This window comes from Acidobacteriota bacterium, from assembly GCA_039028635.1.
Classification (GTDB): domain Bacteria; phylum Acidobacteriota; class Thermoanaerobaculia; order Multivoradales; family JBCCEF01; genus JBCCEF01.
Window position 1 is genome coordinate 16656 of the sequence record JBCCHV010000055.1, and the last position, 22266, is coordinate 38921.

Sequence of the window (22266 nt, forward strand, 5' to 3'; positions counted from 1 at the left end):
GTACTCTCCAGTCGGTTGGTTCAGGCGACGGCGGCGAGGGCCGTGGCGATGCGGTCGAGGCCCTCGCGGAGGTCGGCCTCGGAACAAGCGTAGGAAATCCGGAGATGGCGGTCATCGCCGAAGGCGAGCCCGGGAACGACCGCCACCCGCCCCTCTTCGAGCAAGTGCTCGGCGAGGGCAGAGGAATCGGCGATGCCTTCTCCGAAGAGGTCATCGACCCGAGGGAAGACGTAGAAGGCCCCCCCGGGAGGACGGCAGGCGAAGCCCGGTAGCGTCGCCAGCCGCGCCATTACCAGCTCCCGGCGGCGACGAAACTCGGCCCGGCGGGCCGCGATCTGCGACTCCGGCTCGGCCAGGGCCTCGAGGGCGCCGACCATCGCGAAAGTGGTGGGGTTGCCGCTGAAATGGCTCTGCAGACGCGACACCGCCGCCACCACCGCCGCGGGTCCGGCGAGATAACCGAGGCGCCAGCCGGTCATGGCGTAGGTCTTCGAGAAAGACCCCACTACCACCACCGTATCCGGAGCCTCACCGGCCAGGCTGGCGGCGCTGGTGAAGGACTCGTCGTAGACATAGCGCTCGTAGGTTTCGTCGGCGATCAGCAGGACGCCGCGCTCGGCGCAGCCGGTCACCAAGCGAGCCAACTCGTCCGCCGCCAGCAGCCCGCCGGTGGGATTGCAGGGCGCATTCACCAGGACCGCCCGGGTGCGCTCCGTGATCGCCGCCAGCAGCGGTTCCGCGCGCAGCCGAAAGGCCTCCTCGGCGATCGTCGGAACCGGCACCGGTCGGGCGCCGGCAAAGCGAATCTGTTGCGGGAAGCTCACCCAGCAGGGGCTCGACACCACCACCTCGTCGCCGGCCTCGAAGAGGGCCAGGGCGAGCTCCATCAGCGCCGCCTTGGCGCCGCAGGTGACGATGACCGATTCTTCCTCCCAGGGCGCCCCGGCGCGACGCGCCAGATCCTGCGCCAGGGCGCGGCGCAAGCTCGGCAGCCCGTCCGTCGGGGTGTAGCGGGTCCATCCCTCGGCGAGGGCACGGCGCGCCCCTTCGATGGCCATCGCAGGGGACGAAAAGTCCGGTTCACCGACCCCTAGATTGACCACCTCGACGCCTTGCTGGCGCAATTCGGCAGCCCGCCGGGTGATGCGCGTGGTGGCCGATTCGGCGATCCGGTCGACGGCGGAGGAAAGCTTCACAGCGCGCGATGGTATCACCGGCCAGCAGCGATTTAGCCCTTTCTTTGCAGCGTTTTTCCCCTCCCGGGACGGCCTCCGCCGGAAATCTCAGGCAAGCCTTCGGGGCTTCCGACCGGGACTCTCCGGCCTGCGGTTCTTGCCCTTCCGCCAGGGCCCGGCGAGACTTGCACAGTCCTTGCAGAGCTTTTCCCTCAGGGCCCGTCGCGTGCCGATTCGGCGGGTATCGCGATCCGAAGACCGTCGCTGCCGAGAGGAGTCGTTTCCATGATCCGTTCCGTCATCACTCTGTGCGCCGCCCTGCTGCTGGCGGTGGCCGCTTCGTCGGCCCAGCAGCCCCCGGCGCCGGAAGCCCCGGCCGTCGAGCTGCGCTGGTTCGATCGTGTCGAGCCGGCCCTCGAAGAGGCCCGGGCCTCGAAGCGCCTGGTGTTCGTCGACCTCTACGCCGACTGGTGTGGCTGGTGCAAGAAGCTCGACGACGACGTCTTCTCGACGCCCGATTTCGCTCGCCTGGCGGATCGCTTCGTCCTGCTGCGAGTCGACGTCGAAGACCGCGGCGAAGGCATGCGTCTGCAGGATCGTTTTCGTGCCACCAGCCTGCCGACGGCCTTGGTGATCGATCCCGATCAGGTACTCATCGGCTCCGTGCGCGGCTACTTCCCGGCCTCGACCTTCATTCGCAAGATCGAGAGCGAGGTCATCCACTACGAAAGCTTCATGGACGGCTACTACCGGGATGTCGAATCCCAGGACCCGCAGATCCTGCGCAATCTCGCCGAAGCTCTGCGCCAGCGCTTCGACGGTGCCCGCGCCGCCGACCTCTACCGCCGACTGCTCGAGCACGACAAGCTCGCCCTCGAGGGGCGTCCCTGGCTCGAGCTGCTGTTCGCCGACGCCCTGCGCCTGGCGGGCGACCTCGACGAAGCCAAGAAAGCGATCGCGGCCGTTTCCACGGAGGATCCGCGCCTCGCCGAGGCGGTGGGAGTGTTTCGCATTCGTCTGGCCAACGATCAGCGTGACTGTGCCGGCGCCGACAACGCGGTCGCCAGCTTCGCCACCAACTATCCGACGAGCCGCTTCCTGCCGGAAGCCAAGCACACCCTCAAGCGTCTGCGCTCCGACCAGACCGCCGACTGCAGCTAGGCTGCCCAGACTACCGCCGGAGATACGCTCGTCATGCGCTCGATCCTCACCTTGCTGCTCGTCGCCCTCACCCTGCCGGCCACCGCGCAGCAGGAAGAAAAGGCATCGGTTCGACTGCTCGCCGACCACACCGCCTATGCCGCCGGCTCTTCGGCGCGACTAGCGGCGGTGGTGGCCATCGACGAGGGCTGGCACGTCAACTCGAACACCCCGACCTTCGATTGGTTGATCCCCACCGAGATCTCCTTGGAGGGTCCCGCCGGCTGGTCCGAGCCCCAGCTTCTCTACCCGGCCGGCGTCGACCGCACCTTCGCCTTCGCCGACCAGGCGCTGTCGGTCTATGAGGGCGAAGTCAAGATCCTGGCGGCGGTGCCGATTCCCGCCGGCACCGGCGACGGCGAGCACCGGCTGAGCGGCGAGCTGCTCTTCCAGGCCTGTGACCACAACTCCTGTCTGCCCCCGGTGCGCACTCCGATCGAGCTCGCCGTCACCGTCGGCGCCGGCGGCCAGCCTGCCAACGCCGCCGTCTTCGGCAACCTCTCTGGAGATCCGGCGGCGACCGCGACGGCCACCACCGGCCTGCCCTGGATGCTGCTCCTGGCGGTCATCGGCGGCTTGATCCTGAACGCCATGCCGTGCGTGCTGCCGGTGCTTTCGCTCAAGGTCTTCGGGTTGGTAAAGAGCGCCGGCCAGGGGCGGGGCTCGGTGGTCAGCGGCGCCCTCGCCACCACCAGCGGCATTCTGGTCTCCTTCTGGGCTCTCGCCTTGGCGGCCGTCGCCGCTCGCTCCGCCGGCGCCGCCATCGGCTGGGGCGTACAGTTCCAGCAGCCAGTCTTCGTCACCTTCCTGGCGGTGGTGGTCCTGCTCTTCAGCCTCAACCTCTGGGGCCTCTTCGAGATCATGCTGCCGGGCCGCGCCATGGGTGCCCTCGGCGGCGGCCCCAAGGAAGGCTTCGCCGGCCACTTCGTTTCGGGGCTCTTCGCCACCTTGATGGCGACCCCCTGCTCGGCCCCCTTCCTGGGCACCGCCGTCGGCTTCGCCCTCGCCCAACCGGCGATCATCATCTTCGCCATCTTCACCGCCGTCGGCGTCGGCATGGCGCTGCCCTATCTGTTGCTCGCCGTGTTCCCGGGAGCGGCTCGTCTGCTGCCCAAGCCCGGACCGTGGATGGACACCCTGCGCAAGGTGATGGGCTTCTTGCTCGCCGCCGCCGCCATCTGGCTGCTCTACGTGCTCGCCGGCCAGGTGAGCGCCGAGCGCCTGGCCTTCATCGAGGTCGGCCTGCTGCTCATCGCCCTCTTCGTCTGGCTGCGCAGCCAGGGCCAGCGGGTGGGCAAGGCCCTGGCCGGTCTCGCCACCGTCGGCGCCATCGTCACCACCCTCGGCCTCGCCGCCTCCGCCAGCCCCACCGGCGGCAAGACCAGCAACGAGGTGGTCCACCTGATCCCGTGGCAGACCTTCGACCGCGGCCAGGCCGAATCCCTCGCCGCCGAAGGTCAGATGGTGTTCGTCGACGTCACCGCCGACTGGTGCTTCACCTGCAAGACCAACGAGCGGCTGGTGCTCGAGACGCCGGAGGTGGCCGACCTCTTCGAGCGCTACGACGTGGTGCCGATGAAAGCCGACTGGACCAACCGCGACGATGCCATCGCCGCTTTCCTGAGCGACTATGGCCGCTTCAGCATTCCGTTCTACATGCTCTATCGGCCGGGCCAGGAACCGCACCTTTTCGGCGAGCTCCTGACGCGCGCTCAGATCGCTTCGGCCCTCGAAGGCTCGGCAGCGCAGCAGCTCGCGGCAAGCCAGCACTGAGATCCAGCGCTGCGACGGCTCGGCCGGCGGGCGACGCCTGCCGACAGGAGATCTCCCAAAGCCTATTCTTCGGTCGACCGCCGGCGGGCACGCTGCCGCCGCTGGCGAAACTCCTCCAGCCGCTCCGCGAGACGCCCTTCGAAGCCTTCCCCACGCGGCTCGTAGAGGCGCAGGCCGCGCAGGTTCTCGGGCAGGCAATCGAGGCCTCCCACCCCCTCCTCGGCATCGTGGGCGTAGACGTAGCCCCGCCCGTAGCCGAGATCCTTCATGAGGTTCGTCGGCGCGTTGCGAATCGCCTTCGGAACCGGCTCGGCGGGATGCTCCTCGACCGCCCTCCGGGCCGCCTTGAAGGCGCGATAGACGGCATTACTCTTGGGCGCCAGGGCGAGGTAGACGCAGGCCTGGGCGAGAGCCAGATCCCCTTCCGGAGAACCCAACCGCTGATAGGACTCCCAGGCGGCCAGGGATTGTGACAAAGCCCGCGGGTCGGCCAGCCCGACATCCTCGCTGGCGAAGCGCACCATGCGGCGGGCGAGGTAGCGTGGGTCCTCACCGGCGGTGAGCATGCGGGTGAGCCAGTAGAGGGCGGCGTCGGGATCGCTTTCGCGCAGTGACTTGTGGAGCGCCGAGATGAGGTTGAAATGCTCTTCGCCGGACTTGTCGTAGAGCAGGACTCGACGCTGCACCACCCGCTCGACGATCGCCGTGTCGATGGTCTCACCGACGGCCTCGAGGGCGGCCAGCTCAATCAGGTTCAAGGCCGTCCGGGCATCGCCGGAGGCTTGCACCGCCAGGGCCTCAAGTGCCTCCGGCGAGGCCACGGCGCCGAGACCGCACTCGGGGTCCGACAGGGCCTGGGTCATCAAGGCGACGAGGTCGTCGGTCGACAGCGCTGCGAGCACCACCACGCGACAGCGCGACAGCAGGGCCCCGTTGACCTCGAAGGAAGGGTTCTCGGTGGTCGCCCCGACGAGCACGATGTCGCCGCGCTCGACGAAGGGCAGGAAAGCGTCCTGCTGGGCCTTGTTGAAGCGGTGGATCTCGTCGACGAAGACCAGGGTGCGCTGACCGCCGGCGCGGCGCAGCTTGGCGGCCCCGGCCATCACTTCCTTGACGTCCTTGATGCCGGAGGTGACGGCGCTGAAGGGCACGAAGCGAGCGCGCGTCTCGCGCGCAATGATCAGGGCGAGGGTGGTCTTTCCACAGCCCGGAGGTCCCCAGAAGATCAGTGAGGGAACGCGGTCCTCGGCGATGGCGCGACGCAGGAAACCGCCCTCGCCGAGGACATCCTGCTGGCCCACCATGTCGTCGAGACGACGGGGCCGCATGCGCTCCGCCAAAGGTGTTCCCACCGGCGGTTGGGCGTCGTCGCGGTCACCCCCGGGCGGCGCCGGGGGCAGCTGATCATCGAACAGGCCCATGGCTCAGGCTCCACCCGGAAAGGGCAGCACGACACCGGGAAGAGCTTCCCTGCGCCTCGCCACCTCCGGACGCAACACTCGGATCGGCGCCAACGGGCCGCAAAGGCGCCGCAGCTCTTCTCGGGACATCGGTCGAACGCGCGCCGGCGGCGCCGCGGGCCGCCGCGCTGGCGGACCGGCACCGCGCTCCAGAAAGGCCATCAGGAGCCAGCAGCGCAGGGTCCGCCGAGCCTCGTTCACTGGCGCCTCAGTCGCCCTCCTGGGCGACCGCCACCACCGCATCGGTGAATTCCGTGGTCGAAGCCGAGCCGCCGAGATCGCGGGTTCGGATGCGCTGGTTGACGATCACTTCGCGCAGCGCCGAGCGCAGACGAGCGATGATGTCGCCCTTGCCGAGATGATCGAGCATCAGAATCGCCGACCGCATGAGGGCGAGAGGATTGGCGATGTTCTGACCGGCGATGTCCGGCGCGCTGCCGTGGACCGCCTCGAACACCGCGACTTCGTGACCGATGTTGGCTCCCGGCACCAAGCCGAGCCCTCCCACCAGACCGGCACAGAGGTCCGACACGATGTCGCCGTAGAGATTCTCGAGGACCAGCACGTCGTAGGCCTCGGGCCGGATCACCAACTGCATGCAGAGGGCATCGATGATGCGGTCGTCGGCGGCGATGTCGGGATATTCCTCTGCCACTTCGCGGAAGCAGTCGAGGAACAGGCCGTCGGTCAACTTCATGATGTTGGCTTTGTGCACCGCCGTCACCCGCTTGCGACCGTGGGCGCGGGCGTACTCGAAGGCGAAGCGCGCGATCCGCCGCGAGCCGTCGGCGGTGATGATCTTGAGACTCTCCACCACTCCCGGAACGACGGTGTGCTCGATGCCGCGGTAGAGACCCTCGGTGTTCTCGCGCACCACCACCAGATCGACGTCTTCGAAGCGCGACGGTACCGTCGGCAATGTGCGCGTCGGCCGCAGATTGGCGTACAGATCGAGGGCCTGCCGGAGCTGCACATTGACCGACTTGAAGCCCCGCCCGATGGGCGTCGTCACCGGCCCCTTGAGGGCGACCTTGTTGCGCCGGATCGACTCGAGCACGCGCTCCGGCAAGGCCTCCTCGCCAGCCTCGATGGCCTCCATTCCGGCGCTGTGGCGCTCCCATTCGATCTCGGCTCCCACCGCCGCGAGCACCCGCACCGTCGCTTCCGTCACCTCCGGCCCGATGCCGTCTCCGGGGAGCAGAGTTACCGTCGTCGTCATGATCTACCTCACCTTGAAATCGAAGTCTTTGGGCCCACGCCGCGAGGGTTGAGCGCCCTGAAAGGCGAACGTATCACGGGCTTGGAGAACACTGCAGCAGCGCCCTGCAGGGGCCTCCCGGGGCGCACGACGACGGCGACCTTCAGCTCGCGGGATCGAGCCTCAGGGAAGCCCATTCGACATCGCCACCGAGCTCCGCGAAGACGTCGCCGAGGTTGCGCACGGAGGCTCCCTGGGCATAGTCGAAGCAGAGGTCGGAGCGGTCGAGCTGCCCCACCGTTCCCTCGTCCTCATAGAGCACGACGAAGCGGTCTCCGACTCGCAACAAGTCACCGGGAGCCACCCCGGCCGGGCCCCAGGGAGGTCCACTGGCGAGATCGACCCGCTGCCAATCGAGCTCCTCGGCAGCGCGACCGACCTGGCGCAAGATCTCCGCCAGCAGGTGGACGCGGGTAAACAGCAGGCCGGCTCCCGCCCGCCCGGCGAGCTCCGACCGCACCGCCTCCGGAACCCCCGGCTCGGACTCGATCTGTGTCAACCCGAAAACCCGCGAGGCCGCTGCCGCGGGCCCGGACAGCCCGACGACGGCACTCGGAAAGGCATCGCCCTGGGGCATCACGTCTTCGGCCCCCCAGGAGACCAGGCGCTGCGTCGGGACTTCGTCGTCGGGCAGCTCCCGGAGCTCGATGTGAACTTGGTAGCGCTGGGTACCGAAAGGGCGCCTCAAGCGGCGATCGTCGCGCGCCAGACGGGCGTCGTGGGCCGGGGTGAGGCGTCCCGGCTGGGACCAGGCGAAGCCCCAGTCGGGGCGAAAGAAGGAGGCGAAGCGGAAGCGGTCCAAGGATTGATCCGGCTGCAGCCGCAGAAAGGGCACGACCCCTTCGACCGTAAACCACAGCACTCGCACGTGGGGAGCGCGATCCCACCGCCGCATCGCCTCCGCCGGCACCACCTCGCCGTCGATGGTGAGGGCCGGCGCGGTGGTGTAGAAAAGCCGCTCGCCACCGCGGCGACGAGCCTCGAGAACGGCGTGGAGACGAAAGCTCTCGCCGGCCGGAAACTCGGTCCGCCCGACCGTCGCCATCGCCGTCCCCGGCGGTTCCACCGCCACCCAGGCGGCCACCAGCTCGGGCGCCAGGCTCTCCTTCACGCGGGGACCAAAGAGCAGAATCCCGACCCCCAGCGTGACCACGGCCACGACGATCCAGAAGATGCGTCGTTCGAGTTTCATCGTGGATACCTCAGGGATCTGATCGCCGGCGGTGCGACGACGTCGGCCGACTGCCCCGCCCTACTCACTGCGCGCCGCGATCTCCTCGAGCTTGGCGACGACATCGCGATAGTTCGAGTTGGTGCCGTAGATCTCGACGTAGGTCTGGTGGGCGGAGGCCAGGTCACCGGTCGACAGATAGACGTTGCCGAGATCGTAGAGCAGGCCGTGGGAGTCTTCCTCGGTGAGGTCGGGAGCCTCGAGCCCGCGCCGATACCACTTGACGGCCAGCTCCGGGAGTCCCTTCTCGAGAAAGCTCAACCCGAGCATCGAGCAGCACTCGACCAGGTGCCCGGGATCCTTCGAGGCGAGCTGAAACTCGCCGATGGCCTCGTCGAGAAGTCCCATCTCACGATAGGCGATGCCGAGGTTGAAGTGAGTGTCGTAATCCTCCGCCGAGAGGTTCTCGGCCACCCCCTGCTTGAAGCCCTCGACGATCTCCTCGAGGGAAGGCTCGCTGGGCTGCTCGAGGGCATCGAGGCGCGCCTCCTCTTCATCGAGCTCTTGCTCGAGCTCGGCGGCAAGATCGAAGAAGTCGTCTTCGTCGTCGAAGACATCGTCGATCACCTTTTGCGACGGCGGCGACTCGGGCACCTCGTCGAGCCAACGAACCCCGCTGTCCTCGGCTTCGTCGGGCAGGGAGATCTCGACCTCGCCTCCGGCGCCGGACTCGACCTCCGCCATCTCTTCACGCAGCGCCTCGGCGGCCAAGGGCTCATCGGCAGAGGCCGGCTTCACCGGCTCCGGCTCGGCCTCATCCGCCTTGGCGGTGGCCGCCGGGCTGAGGAACTCGGAGGCGAGGTCGGCCAGCGTCTGGTCGACCTGCGGAGCCTTCTTCGCCTTGCGCACCGGCTTCTTCCTGGGCCCGTCGAGGAGCCCTTCGAGAAGCTGACCGACCTCCTCTTGACCCTCACCGGCCGCTGTCTCCGGAGCCACCACCAGATCGCCTTCGAGGTGATAGCCCGCCGACTGCAGTCGCTTCTTGAGCCGTGGCCAGGGCGAATCTTCGACGCCGGCAGCCAGACCCGCCAGTTGGTTTGCGACCGACAGCACCCGATCGCCGCGGCCGGCATCGAGGTCGAGACGCACCATCAGGGCCATCGCATCCATGTGCTGCGGCGCAATCTTGAGCACGTCCTGCAAGCGCTCGTAGGCCTTCTCCTCGAGGCCATACTTGGCCAGCACTTCAGCCTCGGTGAAGAGATCGTCTTCCTGCCGAATCGCCGGCTGAAGCTCGGCGGCGGTACGCTCCAGGAAGTCCTCGTCGATCTCGTCGTGGGCCGGCTCTTCTCGCAGCGCGGCCCGCTCCTCGGCCAGAGCCTCGTCGTCGATCTCGAAGAAGTTCTCACTGAGGTCCGGCAGCGGCTCGACTTCGAAGGCAACCGGTTCCTCGACCGGCGCCGCGGCGGCGGGCTCGGGCGCGGGCGGCGCCAGATCCTCGGGCGGCTGCACCAGGCTGGCCGGCGGCTCCTCGGCGTCGAGATCGAGCACGAAGACGTCGTCGAGGTCGAGCTCGATCTCATCCGCTTCGGGCATGACGCCGGCGAAGGAGGAGTCGCCGTCCCGCTCATCGGCGGCGGGAGCGGCCACCGCCCCTTCGCCCTCCGGAGGAGACTCCAGAGTGAGGTCGAAATCGAGCGACTCCTCGAGGCCGATCTCGAAGTCGGCAACGGCCTCGTCGGGCTCTTCCACCACCGCCGAAGGGGCCTCGACGACCGGCGGAGCGCTCTCGACGGCAGCCGCCGAAGGCTCCGCCACGGGAGCTTCGGCCGGCGGCTGCTCGGCTCCGCTTTCCTCCGCCGCCACCAGACCCGCCACACTCTCGGCCTCGGGATTGCGCCGCACCGCCGCGGCGAGAAGCTGCGCCGCCTGACCGGTATGGCCGGCCTCGCGCAGGCGCAACACCGCATCGGTGATGAACGGAATGTCGCTGGAGTCGATGTCGAGGGCGCGCTCGTAGACCTTGGCGGCCTCTTCCGGATGGCCGTGGGAAATCATCAGCTCGGCGATGGTGCGGTACTCGCCGATCGCCTTCTCGGTAAGCTGCTCGGCCTGGTAGAGCTCCGCCAGCTTGACGTGATGACTGGGATTGTCCGGCTCGAGATCGGCGATCCGCTCATAGGCCGAGAGGGCCGAGCCGCGATTGCCGTGGCTGAGGTAGTAGTCGGCCAGAGCCTGGTATTGGGTGCGCGCCTCGTTGACCAGGCCTTGCCGGTGGTAGAGCTCGGCAAGGTTCTCGATCACGTCGAGGCGCGTCGGATCGAGCTTGATGATCTTTTTGTAGATCGCGATCGCTTTGACGAAGAAGCCGTCCTTCGTGTAGGTCTCGGCGATCTGAGAAAACAGCTTGACGGCTTCGTCGATGCGCTCGATGCGGGCGTAGAGATCGCCGACGCGATTGAGCGTGGTGGAGTCGTTGGGGTTCTCCCCCAGCACCTTGCGGTACTCGCGGATGGCGGCCTCGATCTTGCCGCGGGCAACGAACTTCTCCGCCGTCTTGACCACCTGCTCACGACGAATCGCCATCAGCTCGCCTCTCGCTGGGGAAGCACCGATCGGAAGGTCAAGCGGTGCACAGGGCTGGGCCCGAACTCACCGAGAGCGCTGCGATGGGCGGCGGCAGCGTAGCCCTTGTGGGAGGCGAAGCCGTAGTGCGGGTAGTCGCGATCGAGGTTCACCAGCTGTCGATCGCGCTCGGTCTTGGCCAAGATCGAAGCCGCAGCGATGGCATAGCTCAAAGCATCTCCCCGAATCACCGGCAGGCAAGGACAGATCGGCTGCCGCAGCACCACCGCGTCCACCAAAGCGACGTCGGGAGCAGGGTCGAGACGCTCGAGCGCCCCGACCATCGCCAGGCGAGTCGCTTCCAGGATGTTGACCTGGTCGATGGTGGCGGGATCGATGGCGCAGGTCGCCCAGGCCAAGCTGCTGTCGCGAATCGCTCGCGCCAGCTTGTCGCGCCCTTCGGCGGAAACCTGCTTGCTGTCGTCGACCCCGGGGACGCGACGCGACGGGTCCGGGATGACGGCAGCCGCCACTACCGGACCGGCGAGAGCACCGCGACCGGCCTCGTCGACCCCGGCCACCCGGGGATAACCGCATTGGGAGAGTTGATCTTCGAGCGCGCACAGCAGTCGCAGACGGTAGGCCTCGGCAAACAGCTGGACCATCGTCCCTGACGCCACGCGCTCCCCTCCGATCGGTTACCCCACGAGCGAGCCCGCCCGGGCCCGCGAAAGCCTGCCGACAACGACTTGCGGCAGGCTTCTAGTCGAACCGGCGCTCTTCGATGCGCGCCGCCTTGCCTCGAAGAGCACGCAGGTAGTAGAGCTTGGCCCGTCGCACCTTGCCGCGACGCACCACCTCGATCTTGTCGATCACCGGGCCATGCAGCGGGAAGATGCGCTCCACGCCATAAGCACCGGACATCTTGCGCACCGTGAAGGTCTCGCGCGTTCCGCCTCCTCGGCGAGCGATCACGACGCCCTGGAAGATCTGGATTCGCTGCTTGTCACCCTCGACGACCCGCACGTGCACACGGACCGTGTCGCCAGCTCGGAACTCGGGGATGTCGTCCCGCAGATATGCGGTCTCGACGGTCTGAAGATTGTTCATGATCTGCTTCCTTCAAAACGAAATCTCACCAAGGATGATCCTCCTGGTGAGAGAGCCCGCGAAAAACGCGGGCTGAAGATTATTTCCCAGACCGAGGCCGCTCTGCAACTTTCGGCCCTTCGCGGGCCTCCTCGCCCCGAACCTCTTCCAACAATTGCCGATCTTCGGCATCCAAGGTCGCACGCTGCAATAGATCGGGGCGCTTCTGCCAGGTCGCCCGCAGGGCTTCCCGGCGCCGCCACCGGTCGATCGCCGCGTGATCGCCGGAGAGCAGGACGGCGGGCACCGCGAGCCCTGCGACCTCCGGCGGACGGGTGTAGTGGGGGTAGTCCAGCAGCCCCTCTCGGAAACTGTCCTGCTCCACCGAGGGCCCGAAGCCCACCACCCCCGGAATCTGCCGCGAGAGGGCTTCGATAATCACCATCGCCGGCAGCTCACCGCCGGACAGCACGTAGTCGCCGATGGAGATCTCCTCGTCGACCACCGACCGGCGCACCCGCTCGTCAATCCCTTCGTAGCGACCACACATCAGAACCAACTCGGGTTTTCTCGCCAACTGCCGCACCACACCCTCGTCCAGGCGCCGCCCCTGTGGCGAGAGCAGAACTCGCCAAGCCTCCGGACTCCCGACCTCTTCAACGGCCCGAATCCACGGCGGTGCGTTCATCACCATGCCGCCACCGCCACCGTAGGGCTCATCGTCGACACTCCGGTGTTTGTCGGAAGTGAATTGGCGCAGGTCGTGCACCGTCACCTCCAGCAACCCCTTGTCGATCGCCCGTCCGATCAGACTGGTCGACAGAAAGGGGTTGAACAGCCCTGGAAAGATGGTCAGGACTCGAAGGCGCATAACTCGACAAGGCCCTCCGGTAGCTCGAGGTCGAGGCGCTTGGCCGAAACGTCCAGCCGCTGAAGGAAGTCCTGAACGAAGGGCACCGGCAGCCTTTGCCGACCGCGCTCGACCACCAGCAGCAAGCCGCCCCCATCCTCGATCAGATCGACGACGGTCCCGAGCTCACCCAGGTTGAGATCGAAGCACACACAGCCGAGAAGCTGGAAGTGATAGACGATGCCGTCGTCCTCGGCCACCTCGTCTCGTCCGACCCCGAGCCAACCGGCCCGCAGGGCCTCCGCCTGATCGCGATCACCGACGGCGGAGAAAACCACCAACAGCCGATCGCGGTGAGGACGTGAGCGCTCGACGATCACGAGGGAATCATCGCGCCCATCCTCGAAAGCGATTCGCAAACGACTGCCGGGACGAAAACGCTCCGGATTGTCCGACAGCACCTCAACGACCACCTCGCCACGCACTCCGTGCGGACGGATCACCCGGCCGACGACGATGGTGTCGTCGCCCGTGCTTTGCAGGTCACCACGATTGGACATCGGGTCCTACTCCTCGGCGATGAGCTTCCGCCCACCGCCGCGGCAGGTTGTCGATAGGAGGAAGGAAGGTCAGTCGTCGTCGACGATCTCGAGATCGTAGAGCCGATCCTCCAGAGCTCCACGGGCATCGAGAAGAGTTCGCAAAGCCCGAGCCGTCCGGCCTTTGCGCCCGATCACCTTGCCGAGGTCGTCCTGAGCCACGAAGAGCTCGAAGACCGTCTCGTCACCATCCATGAACTGGTCCACCTCGACTTCATCGGGATAGTCCACCATCAAGCGGACCAGCTCGGCCAGGCTCTCGCGCAGCTCAGGCACTCTGTTCCTCGGTCGCGGCTGCCACCGTCGCCTTCTGTAGCAGAGACTTCACCGTGGGGGACATCTGCGCACCCTGCGAAACCCAGTACTCGGCGCGGGCCGCATCGATCTTCACCTCCGCCGGCTGGCGGCGAGGGTCGTAGTGGCCCAGCTCCTCGACCGCGGCCGCCGTCGGCGTCCTGCGGCTGTCGGAAACGACGACCCGATAGAAGGGAGCGTTGCGGGCCCCCATTCGACGCAGTCGGATCTTCAACATCTGACTTACCTCCACATCACCTGAAAAATTTGGGTGCGCTCCGGACCGGGTGGGCGCACAGCTCTCGGGACTCGTTGGTGAATCGCCGACACCTCGGCCCTCCACACGAAGCGAAGAGTCTAGCAGGAAACAGTCCTCGTGCGAACCCGCCGGCCTGCGGAGCAACCGCCGACTGAGGATCGGCAGCGTCATCCGCAACCGATTCCGAGTCGACGGGCGAGCACACTACCGGCGCCCTCGAGAGCGGTCGACCCAGCCGCCTCCAACAGGTGCGCCAAGGCTTGCGGCGAGCGCAGCAGACAATCGCCCACGTGCAGAGCCGGCGCCAGGTCGCGAGCGTTCGGCGAGAGCCAAGCCAGGGTCTCGCCGGCTCGCCGCAGCTCGGGTCCGGCACGGCCGTCGACGATCGAGAACAGGTCTCGGCGGCCCAATCCCGGAAGACAGGCTGCCATCAAGTGTGCCGTCACCCGCTCCTCGCAGCGGGCAGCGGCGCGCCCACCGGCGGTCATCACCATAAAGCCCCCCGCCGCCTCCTCCACCTCCCAGGGACCCGCCAGAGCCGCCTCGAAAGCACTCGGAGGATCGTCCAAACGCCGAAAGCGGTGCAAAAAGTCATCGGTAAAGATCTTCACCTCGGCCAAACTTGCCTCCTCTCGCTCCATAGGGTGAATGCCGCGTACGCAGAGAAAGTACACACACGGTAACGAAGCGTAAAAAGACTGTCAAGGTCAAGCCCGATAGAAGGCAGAAAGCCTTGAATTGGGGTGAGAGCGAACGACCATTGCAAGCGGACGGGGCTGCTCAAGGGAGCAACCGACTGCCGTCCGAAAGACGGCCTCCGAAGGCAAAGCCCAAAGCGGCGTCGGTGGCGATGATCAGGACTGCCACGAACCTGAAACCGGTGCGGCAAGAGCAGCCGTCTGCTACCCAGCAGGCGGCTTCCGAGGGCGAAAGCCCGAGGCGGCGGCAAAAGCCGCCGAGGACGGGGGTGAGCCCGCACGACATGTGCGTGCGGGCGAGGGGGGCGCCTCTAGCCCCCCTGAGAAAAAAAGCTGCCCCGCGCCAAAAGCGCGGGGCAGTGAACACTACCTCTTGCACACTCGGGGTGCCTCCGGGCCGACCTCCGGAGGCAGAAGCTGTGGGGCCCGAGCTCTGCCCTTGGGGGCCCCTGCCTGGGTTAACGACAAAGCTCGCTCAAAGCGGGCGAACGATTTCCATCGCTGATCACCACCATGTCGAGCTCCGGGAAGTCCTGCCCCGCCACCGTCGCCAGGCGCAGGCGGTATCCCCGGCCGGCGGTGAGGCCGAAACTGGTCGAGGCGGTGGCGCGGACATCTCGTAGGACGGCGAGAGCGAATCCCTTGCTGCCGGTCGGCGGCAAGCTGACCCCGAAGCTCCGCACCACGTTGGCGCTGGCGTCGGTGAGCTCGAGCCGAGCCCGCGCCGGCTTCTGCCCCGGCGTCCGATAGAGCACGAAGATGCGGTAGCCGAGGGAGGTCACCGGCGGCGCCAGGAAGAGGTTGAGATCACCCGTCGCCCCGCTGGCTCCGGCGACCACCGCGCGCCCGGAGGAAGCGGTGGCCACGGTGGCGATCTTGAGACCGCGACGCACCCCGGCCTCGGCTTCGATCGCAAAGTGATTGGGATTGCCTTGGAAGGGCTTGGTGACATTGAACACGAAGGCGTCCGCCCCCACCGGGGTGGTGAGCTGGAACTGGCGCGGGCCACAGATTCCGGACTGACTCAGGTTGACCGAAAAGCGCGCCTGATTGGCGGTCGAGCCGGAGAGCGCGGCCGTGTTGGTGACCACCTGGGGAATGGTGACCTTGGCCCCTCCGAGGCCGACACCCCAGGCGGTCAAGGTGGCGGCGCCTCCGCTCGGACTATCGATGCTCCAAGGCGCCACGAAGTCGATCTGCGGCCGCACCGCTCCGCTCGAAGAAGCCTGCCGGACCTCGAGAGAAAGCTGTCGCTTCTTGGCCGGCAGACAGTGGGCGGCGGCCGGCAGACCGTCCGGCAGCAGGCAAGGCAGAACCTCGATCTGGTGCACACCGACCTGGAACTGATCCGGATAGATCACCAGCTCGCCATCGCTGCTCGTCGAGGCCGTGCTCCACACGTCCCAATGGGTTCCCCGGACCAGCTTGTTGGTCGGCCCGGAGACCGGTCGTAGCTCGGCGATGGCGTAGGCGGCCCCCTGAAGTCCCGACGATGGCAGAGCGATGGTGGCGAATCCCATCGGGGCCGAGATGTTGTCGTCGACCACCGGGTAGATCGCAGCCACCGCCGGACTCCCTTCCGGCGCCCGCAGCTCGACCGGGATCTCGACCACCCCGGCTGCGTTGCTGCCGTTCCGGAAGCTGCCGGAGACCACCAGCTTGCGGGTCTTGCCGTAGAGGGCGGGATCGGAGCGCTTCCAGCGCAGATGAAGGCGAGCCTTCTCGCCGACCTGGCCGAGGGACGGCGAAGTCAGCGCGGCGCCGCTCGCCGGATCGCTGAACCAGGTATCGAAGTGAGCGGCGTCCCAAGCCAGCTCGACCAGCTCCAGTGAGCTCGAGCTGGTCAGGCTGGTGAGCTCGAGGTCCCAGGCGCGGGTCGCGCCGGGATAGAGGCGATCATTGTGATTGCCGACACTGGTCGCGGCAAGCTCCGCCGCCTGCTGCGAGAGAGTCTCTTCCAAAGTGATCTCGAGGCGCAGGTCGTACATCCCGATACCGACGCGGTACTCGCCATTCAAGGCCTGCACCGCCGGGTCCCAATGGTTGGCGGTGCAGAGCGAGCAAGGGGTGCGGTCGTAGGGCATGGCCAGCAACAAGGTCATGCCGGCGTCGTGATTGAACAGCAAGCGCCGCAGGTCCGAAATGGCGCGTCGCGAGGAGCCGGAAGCGGTGTTGACCAGACTGCCGAAAGAGAAGCCTTCGCCGCCAATGGTGCGCTGTATTCCTTGACTGCTCCAAGGGGACCAAGTGCTGGTCTTGATCGTCCCACCGGTCACCGAGCGCAGCTCCTGGTTGTAGGGATCCGGCATCTCGACCGGCATCGTCTGAATCTTGATGGTCCAGCCGTCTTTGAACATCCACGGCAAGAGGCTGTAGGCCACCACTTCGTCCATGTTGGTCGACACCATCCCCGGGCCACGGAAGAAGGTGTTTTGCACGCCCAGCCGAATGTCCTTCACCGCCAGGGTCGGGTCCTGGCGCAGGTCGCGCTGCAGCGCCGCCATGGAGCGGAAGGAGACGACGGTGCGAAAGAACTCGTTATCGGCCCCTCTTCCCGCCAGCAGGTAGTTGGCGATCGATCGGCAGGACTTGAACCTCTCGAGGTCGCAGCGCATCGTGTGGGCGAAAGTGTCGTCTGCCACATTGCTGTTGAACAGGGCGGGATCGAAGGTCGCGGCGAAGAAGCGACGGGTTCGGCTGACCTGCTTCTCGGTGAACTCGAAGCTCGCCGTCAACGCCGCTTCGGTGGTTCCCCAAGATCTGCTAAGGCGATCGGCCACCGGATGCTCGACGTAGTGACGAACTCGCCCACCGTCGAACCAGTCGGCGGCGTTCGACCGCCAGCTCTCCGGCGACGGCACCGGCTCCTCGCCCTCGCCCGGCACCACCAGCGCCTCTTGGTACTCGAGGAGCTGCTCCTCGGGAATGGCCGGCTGGCTGACCATCGCGATCACCCAATCGTCGTCCGAGCGGCCGAAAACCAGCGGCACCTCGGCGATGGTCTCGCCGGCCGCCAGACGCTCGTCGAAGGCCTCCAGCCAATGGCCGGCGACCTCCAGGTCGGCCTCGACGCTGAAGCGCTCGATCTGCTCCGGCGCGAGCTCGAAGTGCCATTCGCGAAAGGTCAGCGTGATGGCGAGGGAGCCCGGACGGAGCTCTGCCTGGAGGTCGATTCCGGGATAGAGATCCGGGTAGACGACTCCATTCTCGACCGCATCCCAGCGCTGCCCCCAGGCCGGCGCCGCCTCGGCGACGGCAATCTCTTCTCCGGTCAGGGTATGAGCCCGGAGAACCCCCGGACGCCAGCGCAGCTCACCGTCTCCGAGCTCGACGAAGGCACCATCACCCAGCGTCGCGGGAAGCCGCGTCGCGAAGGAGTTGGTCGTGTTCACCCAGCCCTCTCCTGCCTGGAGACCGGGATCGATCTCGATCATTTCCTCGCCACCGGCGGGCCGATAGTGCAGCGGCTCGAGACCATAGTGGAGCGTGCGGCTGCCATCGAAGTTGTCGAAAGTCTTGCTGTAAACGTCGCGCTCTTCGAGGAGCTCGCTGCGCTCCCCATCAGCCCAGGTCCAGGCCGGCGCCAAAACGGTCATCACGGTTGCCATAAGCCACCCGCTCAGCCGGAATTGAAAATTGGTCATGATTCCCTCCTTCGGTGTCGCAGGCGCCGGAACTGGCGGCGACGGCTGGGAGAGAGAGCAAGCCTTCTGCCAAGCTGCGAAGGAATCTGGGAATCCCCTCGGAGCCTTTCGAATCAATGCCTTACCCGAGGAACGAGAAACCGCTTGGAAGACACATCGGGGACCTGCGTCTCACTTTCGAGAGACGAGATTCTCGCCTTCGAGAGTGGAGCCCGTCGCGCCCGGCTTCTCGCAACGAGCCGGCGAGCCAGCGATCAGAGAGGCTGCGAGCGGAGGAGCCGCCGACCGAGGACGACCGACAGCACCAAAAACAACACGCTCGCCGCCGCCCACCGGATCCAATCTCGAGATTCTGCCGTCTCGGGTATCAGCCAGTACTGCAGAAAGCCGACGAAGGAGTAGAGAAAGCCGTAGGTCACGGCGATCTGAAGGCCCCAGAAAAAGGCTTGAGATCTCTTGCTGCTCATCCGAAGGCTCGAGGTCTGTGGAGACCCGCAGCTTAGCAGGCACCGAAGACCCAGCCGCCTTCCTTGTGAACGAGTCGAACCTGGCGAGAGGGCTCCCACCCCCACCATCGACAGGGGCGATACCGGCGCAAAGAACGAGCCAAGTCTGGCCCTCTTCCAGTGCCCGATCGCCGTTTCCTTCTCTAGGGTTTCGACAGTTCTCAGCAAGCACCCGAACGGCGCCTTCGACGGCTCGGTCGAGCCGCATCCGGCGCCGAACTTGAAGGAGATTTCCCATGTCGAACAAGCTCAACGCCCTCTTCGCCGTCGGCTGGCTGACCTGTGGCCTGCTGGCAATCTCGCCGCTGGCCGCCGACGACGGCGCCATCCAGGTGCGAGACATCGCTCCCGGCAGCAGCGACTCCGTCCCTCAGAACTTCTTTCCCTTCGGCGACCGCATGCTCTTCGCCGCCACCGATCGTGGCGACGTCGGTCTCGAGCTGTGGAGCAGCGATGGCACCGAAGACGGCACCTTCCTGGTCAAAGAGATCTTCCCCGGGGTCTTCGGCGGCGTGCCTCAGAAGTTCAACGCCCTCGGCGAGACGGTGATCTTCGTCGCCAATGACGGCGTGCACGGCGTCGAGCTGTGGCGCACCGACGGTGACGAGGATTCCACCGAGCTGATCCTGGATATCGAGCCGGGGCCCAACGACTCGCTGCCGGACGACTTCGTCGCTTTCGGCGACCACTTCTTCTTCACCGCCGACACCGGAGCCCACGGTCGCGAGCTGTGGATCACCGACGGCACCGAAGACGGCACCCGCCTGGTCAAGGACATCCGACGCGGCAGCACGAGCTCTGAGCCGCGAGACTTCACGCCCTTCGGCGACCATCTGATCTTCACCGCCGACGACGGCGATGCCGGCCGCGAGCTGTGGATCACCGACGGCACCGAGCGCGGCACCGAGATCCTCGCCGACATCGACCCCGGGCGCTCCGGTTCCGATCCGCAACAGCTCACTCGCTTCTTCGATCAGGTGGTGTTCGTCGCCAATGACGGCGATCACGGACTCGAGCCGTGGATCACCGACGGCACCGAGCGCGGCACCGAGATCCTCGCCGACATCGACCCCGGGCGCTCCGGTTCCGATCCGGAGCAGCTCACTGCCTTCGGCGAGCTGCTGGTGTTCAGCGCCGACGACGGCGATTTCGGCCGCGAGCCCTGGATCACCGACGGCAGCGAGCGCGGTACCGAAATCCTCGCCGACGTGCACCCGGATAACTTCAGCTCCGATCCCGAGCAGTTCCGAGTCCTCGGCGACGGCACCCTGCTGTTCGTCGCCGACAACCGCGTCAACGGCGCCGAGCTGTGGCGCAGCGACGGCAGCGAGCGCGGCACCGAGATCGTCGCCGACATCGACCCCGGCGCCGGCGATGCCCGGATCAGCAACCTCACCACCTTCGGCGACTTCGCTCTCTTTCGTGCCCGCTCCGAGGGCATCGTGCTGCAGCTCTGGATCACCGATGGCAGCGAGCGCGGCACCGAGCTGCGGGTCGACGAAGACCGCCGCCCCGTCATCCCCGTGATCGACCCTGACGGCCGCCTGTTCACGGCGGTCGACGACGCGATCTTCTTCGCCGCCCAGGACAGCGCCCACGGCATCGAGCTGTGGCGCACCGATGGCACCGAGGACGGCACCGTCCTGGCGGCGGACATCAACCCGCGGGGCGATTCCGTGCCGACCCAGCTCACCGCCCTCGGCCGCCAGCTTCTCTTCACCGCCAACGACGGCGACGAAGGCGTGGAGCTGTTCGCCAAAGCGCCCAACATCTCGGTGGCGAATCTGCGCATCGCCGAGGGTGACGTTGGCGAGACCCTCGCCGAGGTCGAGGTCCGGCTCTCCCATCCCCTCGACGACGAGGTCGTCGCGCGGCTCCGGACCCGCGGCCGCTCGGCCAGCTCGAGCAGCGACTTCCGTAGCCGCACGACCCGCCTGGAGTTCGCCCCCGGCGAGGTGGTCCGAATCCTCGAGGTGCCGATCCGCGGCGACCAGCAGTTCGAAGACGACGAGATCTTCGAGGTCGAGGTCGGCCTCCCCTTGATTCGCGCCTTCGCCGTCGCCGAGCCCGGCGAGATCACCATCGTCAACGACGACGATCCGCCGCGCCTGACGATCCTCGACACCACCATCGAGGAAACCGACAGCGGCCGCCGAGCGGTGTCCTTCCGGGTCACCCTCTCGCCGCCGAGCCCACAGCGGGTCCGGGTGCGCGCCACCACCTTCGACGACTCCGCCACCGTCGCCGACCGCGACTACATCCGCCGCACCCGCTTCGTCACCATTCCGGCGAACCGGGAAGAGGCAGTGTTCAAGGTCTTCGTGCGCGGCGATCGCGAGGTCGAAGGGGACGAGCGGTTCGGCGTCCTGCTGAGCGATCCGCAAGGCGCCGTCATCGCTGGCGGCGAGGCCTTCTGCACCATCCTCGACAACGACGTGCCGGCACCCTGAGAGGCGGACCGGCTCGCGATCCCGGGGCGCGCCGCAAGGCGCGTCCCTTTTCGCTTGACCCAACGAAGATCACCGGACCCTCTCGCCGCCTCAGGGTCGCGGCTGCGGCAGGCCCTCCGCATCGACCGCGAAGGCTTCTTTCTCGAAGGGATTGTCGCGATAGACGTCGCCGCCGCGCAGCCCCACCCACAGACTGGCGAGGAGATAGGCGGGCACGAACAAGGGCCCCCAGCGCTCGGCCTGGCGCACATGAACCCGTTCGTGGATTCGCCAGCGCTCGAGATCCTGCGCGCGACACCCCAGGACCACATGACCGAGGGTGAGCGCCGCGGCACGAATCCAGGGGCGACGCAGCAGCCAGGTGGCGAAGCCACCGTGAACCTCCAGGGTGCCATCGACCAGGCGCCAGCGACCGCCGGTGGCCGCGGCGACCAGCGCCACCAGCAATCCGCAGGCCGAGGTCGGCGCAGCCCACAGGTAGCGCCCGACCCGTCCGATGGCGGCGCCGATCATCGTCGAAACCACGCCCGGTAGACCGCCACGGCGATGATCGCCGCCGCCATGACCGCCCACAGCACGGCCCAGACCGGCGCCGGAATACGGGTCAGCTCGGCCATCGACAGGGCATCGTTGGCGGGCGCCTGGGAAGTCGCCGACAGGCCGATCAACACGCGCAGGTCATCGAGCGCGAAGAGCGCCGCTTCGAAGGCCACCAGATGGACGAAGAACACCACCCAGCGCAGCGGCAGAGCGAGGCCGACCCAGAGAAAGAGCAAGCCAATGCTGCCGCCGGCGGCGGTGGTCAAGAGGCCGCTCAAGACGTCGCCATGCCAGACGCTGGGCAAACCGAAGCGCAGGGTCAGCAGGATCATCAGGGCACCGGAGGCGATCAGCGCCCCGCGGCCAGCCCGCGGTCGGCTGCCGAGCCAAACCAAGAGCGCCCCGAAGCAGGCTGCCCCGAGGTAGCCCGCCGGAATCACCACGCTGCGCACACCGCCGGCCGTGTAGGCCAGACCGGAGCCATCGGTGTTGATCAAAAAGCGCTCGAAGCGCCCCCCGGTAGCCAGCGCCGCCAGGCCGTGGCTGAGCTCGTGGACGGTGGTCAGCAGCAGCCGAAACGGGTAGGCCAGCACCTGAAACCAGGGGACCCAGGCGAGGGCGACCGCCACCACCGCCGCCAGAGCCACCATCTGGACCAACTCTTGACGCGGCAGGGTTTTGGCGACGGACGGACTCATCGTCGCCGAGCCTACAGGACTCGGGGGTCGCCGCCTG

General features: G+C 67.2%; 20 protein-coding genes. 3 read left to right on the plus strand and 17 right to left on the minus strand.

Annotated elements, in window-relative coordinates; translation table 11 throughout:
- Nucleotides 1-20: 20 nt before the first annotated feature.
- Complete coding sequence (locus AAF604_19285; protein ID MEM7051818.1) at nucleotides 21-1196, minus strand: pyridoxal phosphate-dependent aminotransferase; 1176 nt, start codon at nucleotides 1194-1196, stop codon at nucleotides 21-23.
- 264 nt (nucleotides 1197-1460) lie between these two features.
- Between AAF604_19285 and AAF604_19290 the strand changes: the two genes are divergently transcribed.
- Complete coding sequence (locus AAF604_19290; GenBank protein MEM7051819.1) at nucleotides 1461-2336, plus strand: thioredoxin family protein; 876 nt, start codon at nucleotides 1461-1463, stop codon at nucleotides 2334-2336.
- A 33-nt stretch (nucleotides 2337-2369) separates the two neighbouring features.
- The gene (locus AAF604_19295) at nucleotides 2370-4148 is read left to right on the plus strand and encodes a thioredoxin family protein (protein ID MEM7051820.1); all 1779 of its coding nucleotides are present in this window, start codon (nucleotides 2370-2372) and stop codon (nucleotides 4146-4148) included.
- A 62-nt stretch (nucleotides 4149-4210) separates the two neighbouring features.
- On the opposite strand, the gene AAF604_19300 is transcribed toward AAF604_19295, so the two are convergent.
- From AAF604_19300 to AAF604_19365, 14 genes are all read right to left on the minus strand, one after another.
- The gene (locus AAF604_19300) at nucleotides 4211-5476 is read right to left on the minus strand and encodes a replication-associated recombination protein A (GenBank protein ID MEM7051821.1); all 1266 of its coding nucleotides are present in this window, start codon (nucleotides 5474-5476) and stop codon (nucleotides 4211-4213) included.
- Between the two features lie 96 nt (nucleotides 5477-5572).
- Nucleotides 5573-5809 carry a hypothetical protein gene (locus tag AAF604_19305; protein MEM7051822.1) on the minus strand — a complete coding sequence of 79 codons (237 nt, stop codon included), beginning with the start codon at nucleotides 5807-5809 and terminating at the stop codon, nucleotides 5573-5575.
- A 7-nt stretch (nucleotides 5810-5816) separates the two neighbouring features.
- Complete coding sequence (locus tag AAF604_19310; protein ID MEM7051823.1) at nucleotides 5817-6827, minus strand: isocitrate dehydrogenase (NAD(+)); 1011 nt, start codon at nucleotides 6825-6827, stop codon at nucleotides 5817-5819.
- Nucleotides 6828-6969: 142 nt separating this feature from the next.
- Nucleotides 6970-8058, minus strand: a complete 1089-nt coding sequence (locus AAF604_19315) for a hypothetical protein (GenBank protein ID MEM7051824.1) — start codon at nucleotides 8056-8058, stop codon at nucleotides 6970-6972.
- 60 nt (nucleotides 8059-8118) lie between these two features.
- Nucleotides 8119-10623, minus strand: a complete 2505-nt coding sequence (locus AAF604_19320; GenBank protein MEM7051825.1) for a tetratricopeptide repeat protein — start codon at nucleotides 10621-10623, stop codon at nucleotides 8119-8121.
- Complete coding sequence (locus tag AAF604_19325; protein MEM7051826.1) at nucleotides 10623-11267, minus strand: ribonuclease HII; 645 nt, start codon at nucleotides 11265-11267, stop codon at nucleotides 10623-10625. Before AAF604_19325 ends, AAF604_19320 begins: the two co-directional genes overlap by 1 nt.
- Nucleotides 11268-11364: 97 nt before the next feature.
- Nucleotides 11365-11712, minus strand: a complete 348-nt coding sequence (gene rplS / locus AAF604_19330) for a 50S ribosomal protein L19 (GenBank protein MEM7051827.1) — start codon at nucleotides 11710-11712, stop codon at nucleotides 11365-11367.
- Between the two features lie 79 nt (nucleotides 11713-11791).
- On the minus strand, nucleotides 11792-12562 hold the full coding sequence (gene trmD, locus AAF604_19335) for a tRNA (guanosine(37)-N1)-methyltransferase TrmD (GenBank protein ID MEM7051828.1): 771 nt from the start codon (nucleotides 12560-12562) through the stop codon (nucleotides 11792-11794).
- Nucleotides 12544-13101, minus strand: coding sequence for a ribosome maturation factor RimM (gene rimM / locus AAF604_19340; GenBank protein ID MEM7051829.1), 558 nt, complete (start codon nucleotides 13099-13101; stop codon nucleotides 12544-12546). Before rimM ends, trmD begins: the two co-directional genes overlap by 19 nt.
- A 69-nt stretch (nucleotides 13102-13170) precedes the next feature.
- Complete coding sequence (locus AAF604_19345) at nucleotides 13171-13416, minus strand: KH domain-containing protein (protein ID MEM7051830.1); 246 nt, start codon at nucleotides 13414-13416, stop codon at nucleotides 13171-13173.
- Nucleotides 13409-13672 carry a 30S ribosomal protein S16 gene (gene rpsP / locus AAF604_19350; protein ID MEM7051831.1) on the minus strand — a complete coding sequence of 88 codons (264 nt, stop codon included), beginning with the start codon at nucleotides 13670-13672 and terminating at the stop codon, nucleotides 13409-13411. The genes AAF604_19345 and rpsP overlap by 8 nt, the downstream gene beginning before the upstream one ends.
- Before the next feature lie 188 nt (nucleotides 13673-13860).
- Entirely contained in the window at nucleotides 13861-14304 is a 444-nt protein-coding gene (locus tag AAF604_19355; protein MEM7051832.1) for a hypothetical protein, read from the minus strand.
- Between the two features lie 545 nt (nucleotides 14305-14849).
- Nucleotides 14850-18035, minus strand: a complete 3186-nt coding sequence (locus AAF604_19360; protein ID MEM7051833.1) for a hypothetical protein — start codon at nucleotides 18033-18035, stop codon at nucleotides 14850-14852.
- 254 nt (nucleotides 18036-18289) lie between these two features.
- Entirely contained in the window at nucleotides 18290-18502 is a 213-nt protein-coding gene (locus AAF604_19365) for a hypothetical protein (GenBank protein ID MEM7051834.1), read from the minus strand.
- 275 nt (nucleotides 18503-18777) lie between these two features.
- Between AAF604_19365 and AAF604_19370 the strand changes: the two genes are divergently transcribed.
- The gene (locus AAF604_19370; GenBank protein MEM7051835.1) at nucleotides 18778-20991 is read left to right on the plus strand and encodes an ELWxxDGT repeat protein; all 2214 of its coding nucleotides are present in this window, start codon (nucleotides 18778-18780) and stop codon (nucleotides 20989-20991) included.
- Between the two features lie 90 nt (nucleotides 20992-21081).
- On the opposite strand, the gene AAF604_19375 is transcribed toward AAF604_19370, so the two are convergent.
- Nucleotides 21082-21516 carry a hypothetical protein gene (locus AAF604_19375; GenBank protein MEM7051836.1) on the minus strand — a complete coding sequence of 145 codons (435 nt, stop codon included), beginning with the start codon at nucleotides 21514-21516 and terminating at the stop codon, nucleotides 21082-21084.
- Nucleotides 21501-22229, minus strand: coding sequence for a M50 family metallopeptidase (locus AAF604_19380; GenBank protein MEM7051837.1), 729 nt, complete (start codon nucleotides 22227-22229; stop codon nucleotides 21501-21503). Before AAF604_19380 ends, AAF604_19375 begins: the two co-directional genes overlap by 16 nt.
- Between the last annotated feature and the right edge of the window lie 37 nt (nucleotides 22230-22266).

Coding starts and splice junctions, on each gene's coding strand:
- rpsP (MEM7051831.1), bottom strand. CDS start 13,672: ATGTTGAAGATCCGACTGCGTCGAATGGGGGCCCGCAACGCTCCCTTC.
- AAF604_19290 (MEM7051819.1), top strand. CDS start 1,461: ATGATCCGTTCCGTCATCACTCTGTGCGCCGCCCTGCTGCTGGCGGTG.
- trmD (MEM7051828.1), bottom strand. CDS start 12,562: ATGCGCCTTCGAGTCCTGACCATCTTTCCAGGGCTGTTCAACCCCTTT.
- rimM (MEM7051829.1), bottom strand. CDS start 13,101: ATGTCCAATCGTGGTGACCTGCAAAGCACGGGCGACGACACCATCGTC.
- rplS (MEM7051827.1), bottom strand. CDS start 11,712: ATGAACAATCTTCAGACCGTCGAGACCGCATATCTGCGGGACGACATC.
- AAF604_19315 (MEM7051824.1), bottom strand. CDS start 8,058: ATGAAACTCGAACGACGCATCTTCTGGATCGTCGTGGCCGTGGTCACG.
- AAF604_19320 (MEM7051825.1), bottom strand. CDS start 10,623: ATGGCGATTCGTCGTGAGCAGGTGGTCAAGACGGCGGAGAAGTTCGTT.
- AAF604_19360 (MEM7051833.1), bottom strand. CDS start 18,035: ATGACCAATTTTCAATTCCGGCTGAGCGGGTGGCTTATGGCAACCGTG.
- AAF604_19300 (MEM7051821.1), bottom strand. CDS start 5,476: ATGCGGCCCCGTCGTCTCGACGACATGGTGGGCCAGCAGGATGTCCTC.
- AAF604_19365 (MEM7051834.1), bottom strand. CDS start 18,502: ATGAGCAGCAAGAGATCTCAAGCCTTTTTCTGGGGCCTTCAGATCGCC.
- AAF604_19380 (MEM7051837.1), bottom strand. CDS start 22,229: ATGAGTCCGTCCGTCGCCAAAACCCTGCCGCGTCAAGAGTTGGTCCAG.
- AAF604_19310 (MEM7051823.1), bottom strand. CDS start 6,827: ATGACGACGACGGTAACTCTGCTCCCCGGAGACGGCATCGGGCCGGAG.
- AAF604_19370 (MEM7051835.1), top strand. CDS start 18,778: ATGTCGAACAAGCTCAACGCCCTCTTCGCCGTCGGCTGGCTGACCTGT.
- AAF604_19325 (MEM7051826.1), bottom strand. CDS start 11,267: ATGGTCCAGCTGTTTGCCGAGGCCTACCGTCTGCGACTGCTGTGCGCG.
- AAF604_19295 (MEM7051820.1), top strand. CDS start 2,370: ATGCGCTCGATCCTCACCTTGCTGCTCGTCGCCCTCACCCTGCCGGCC.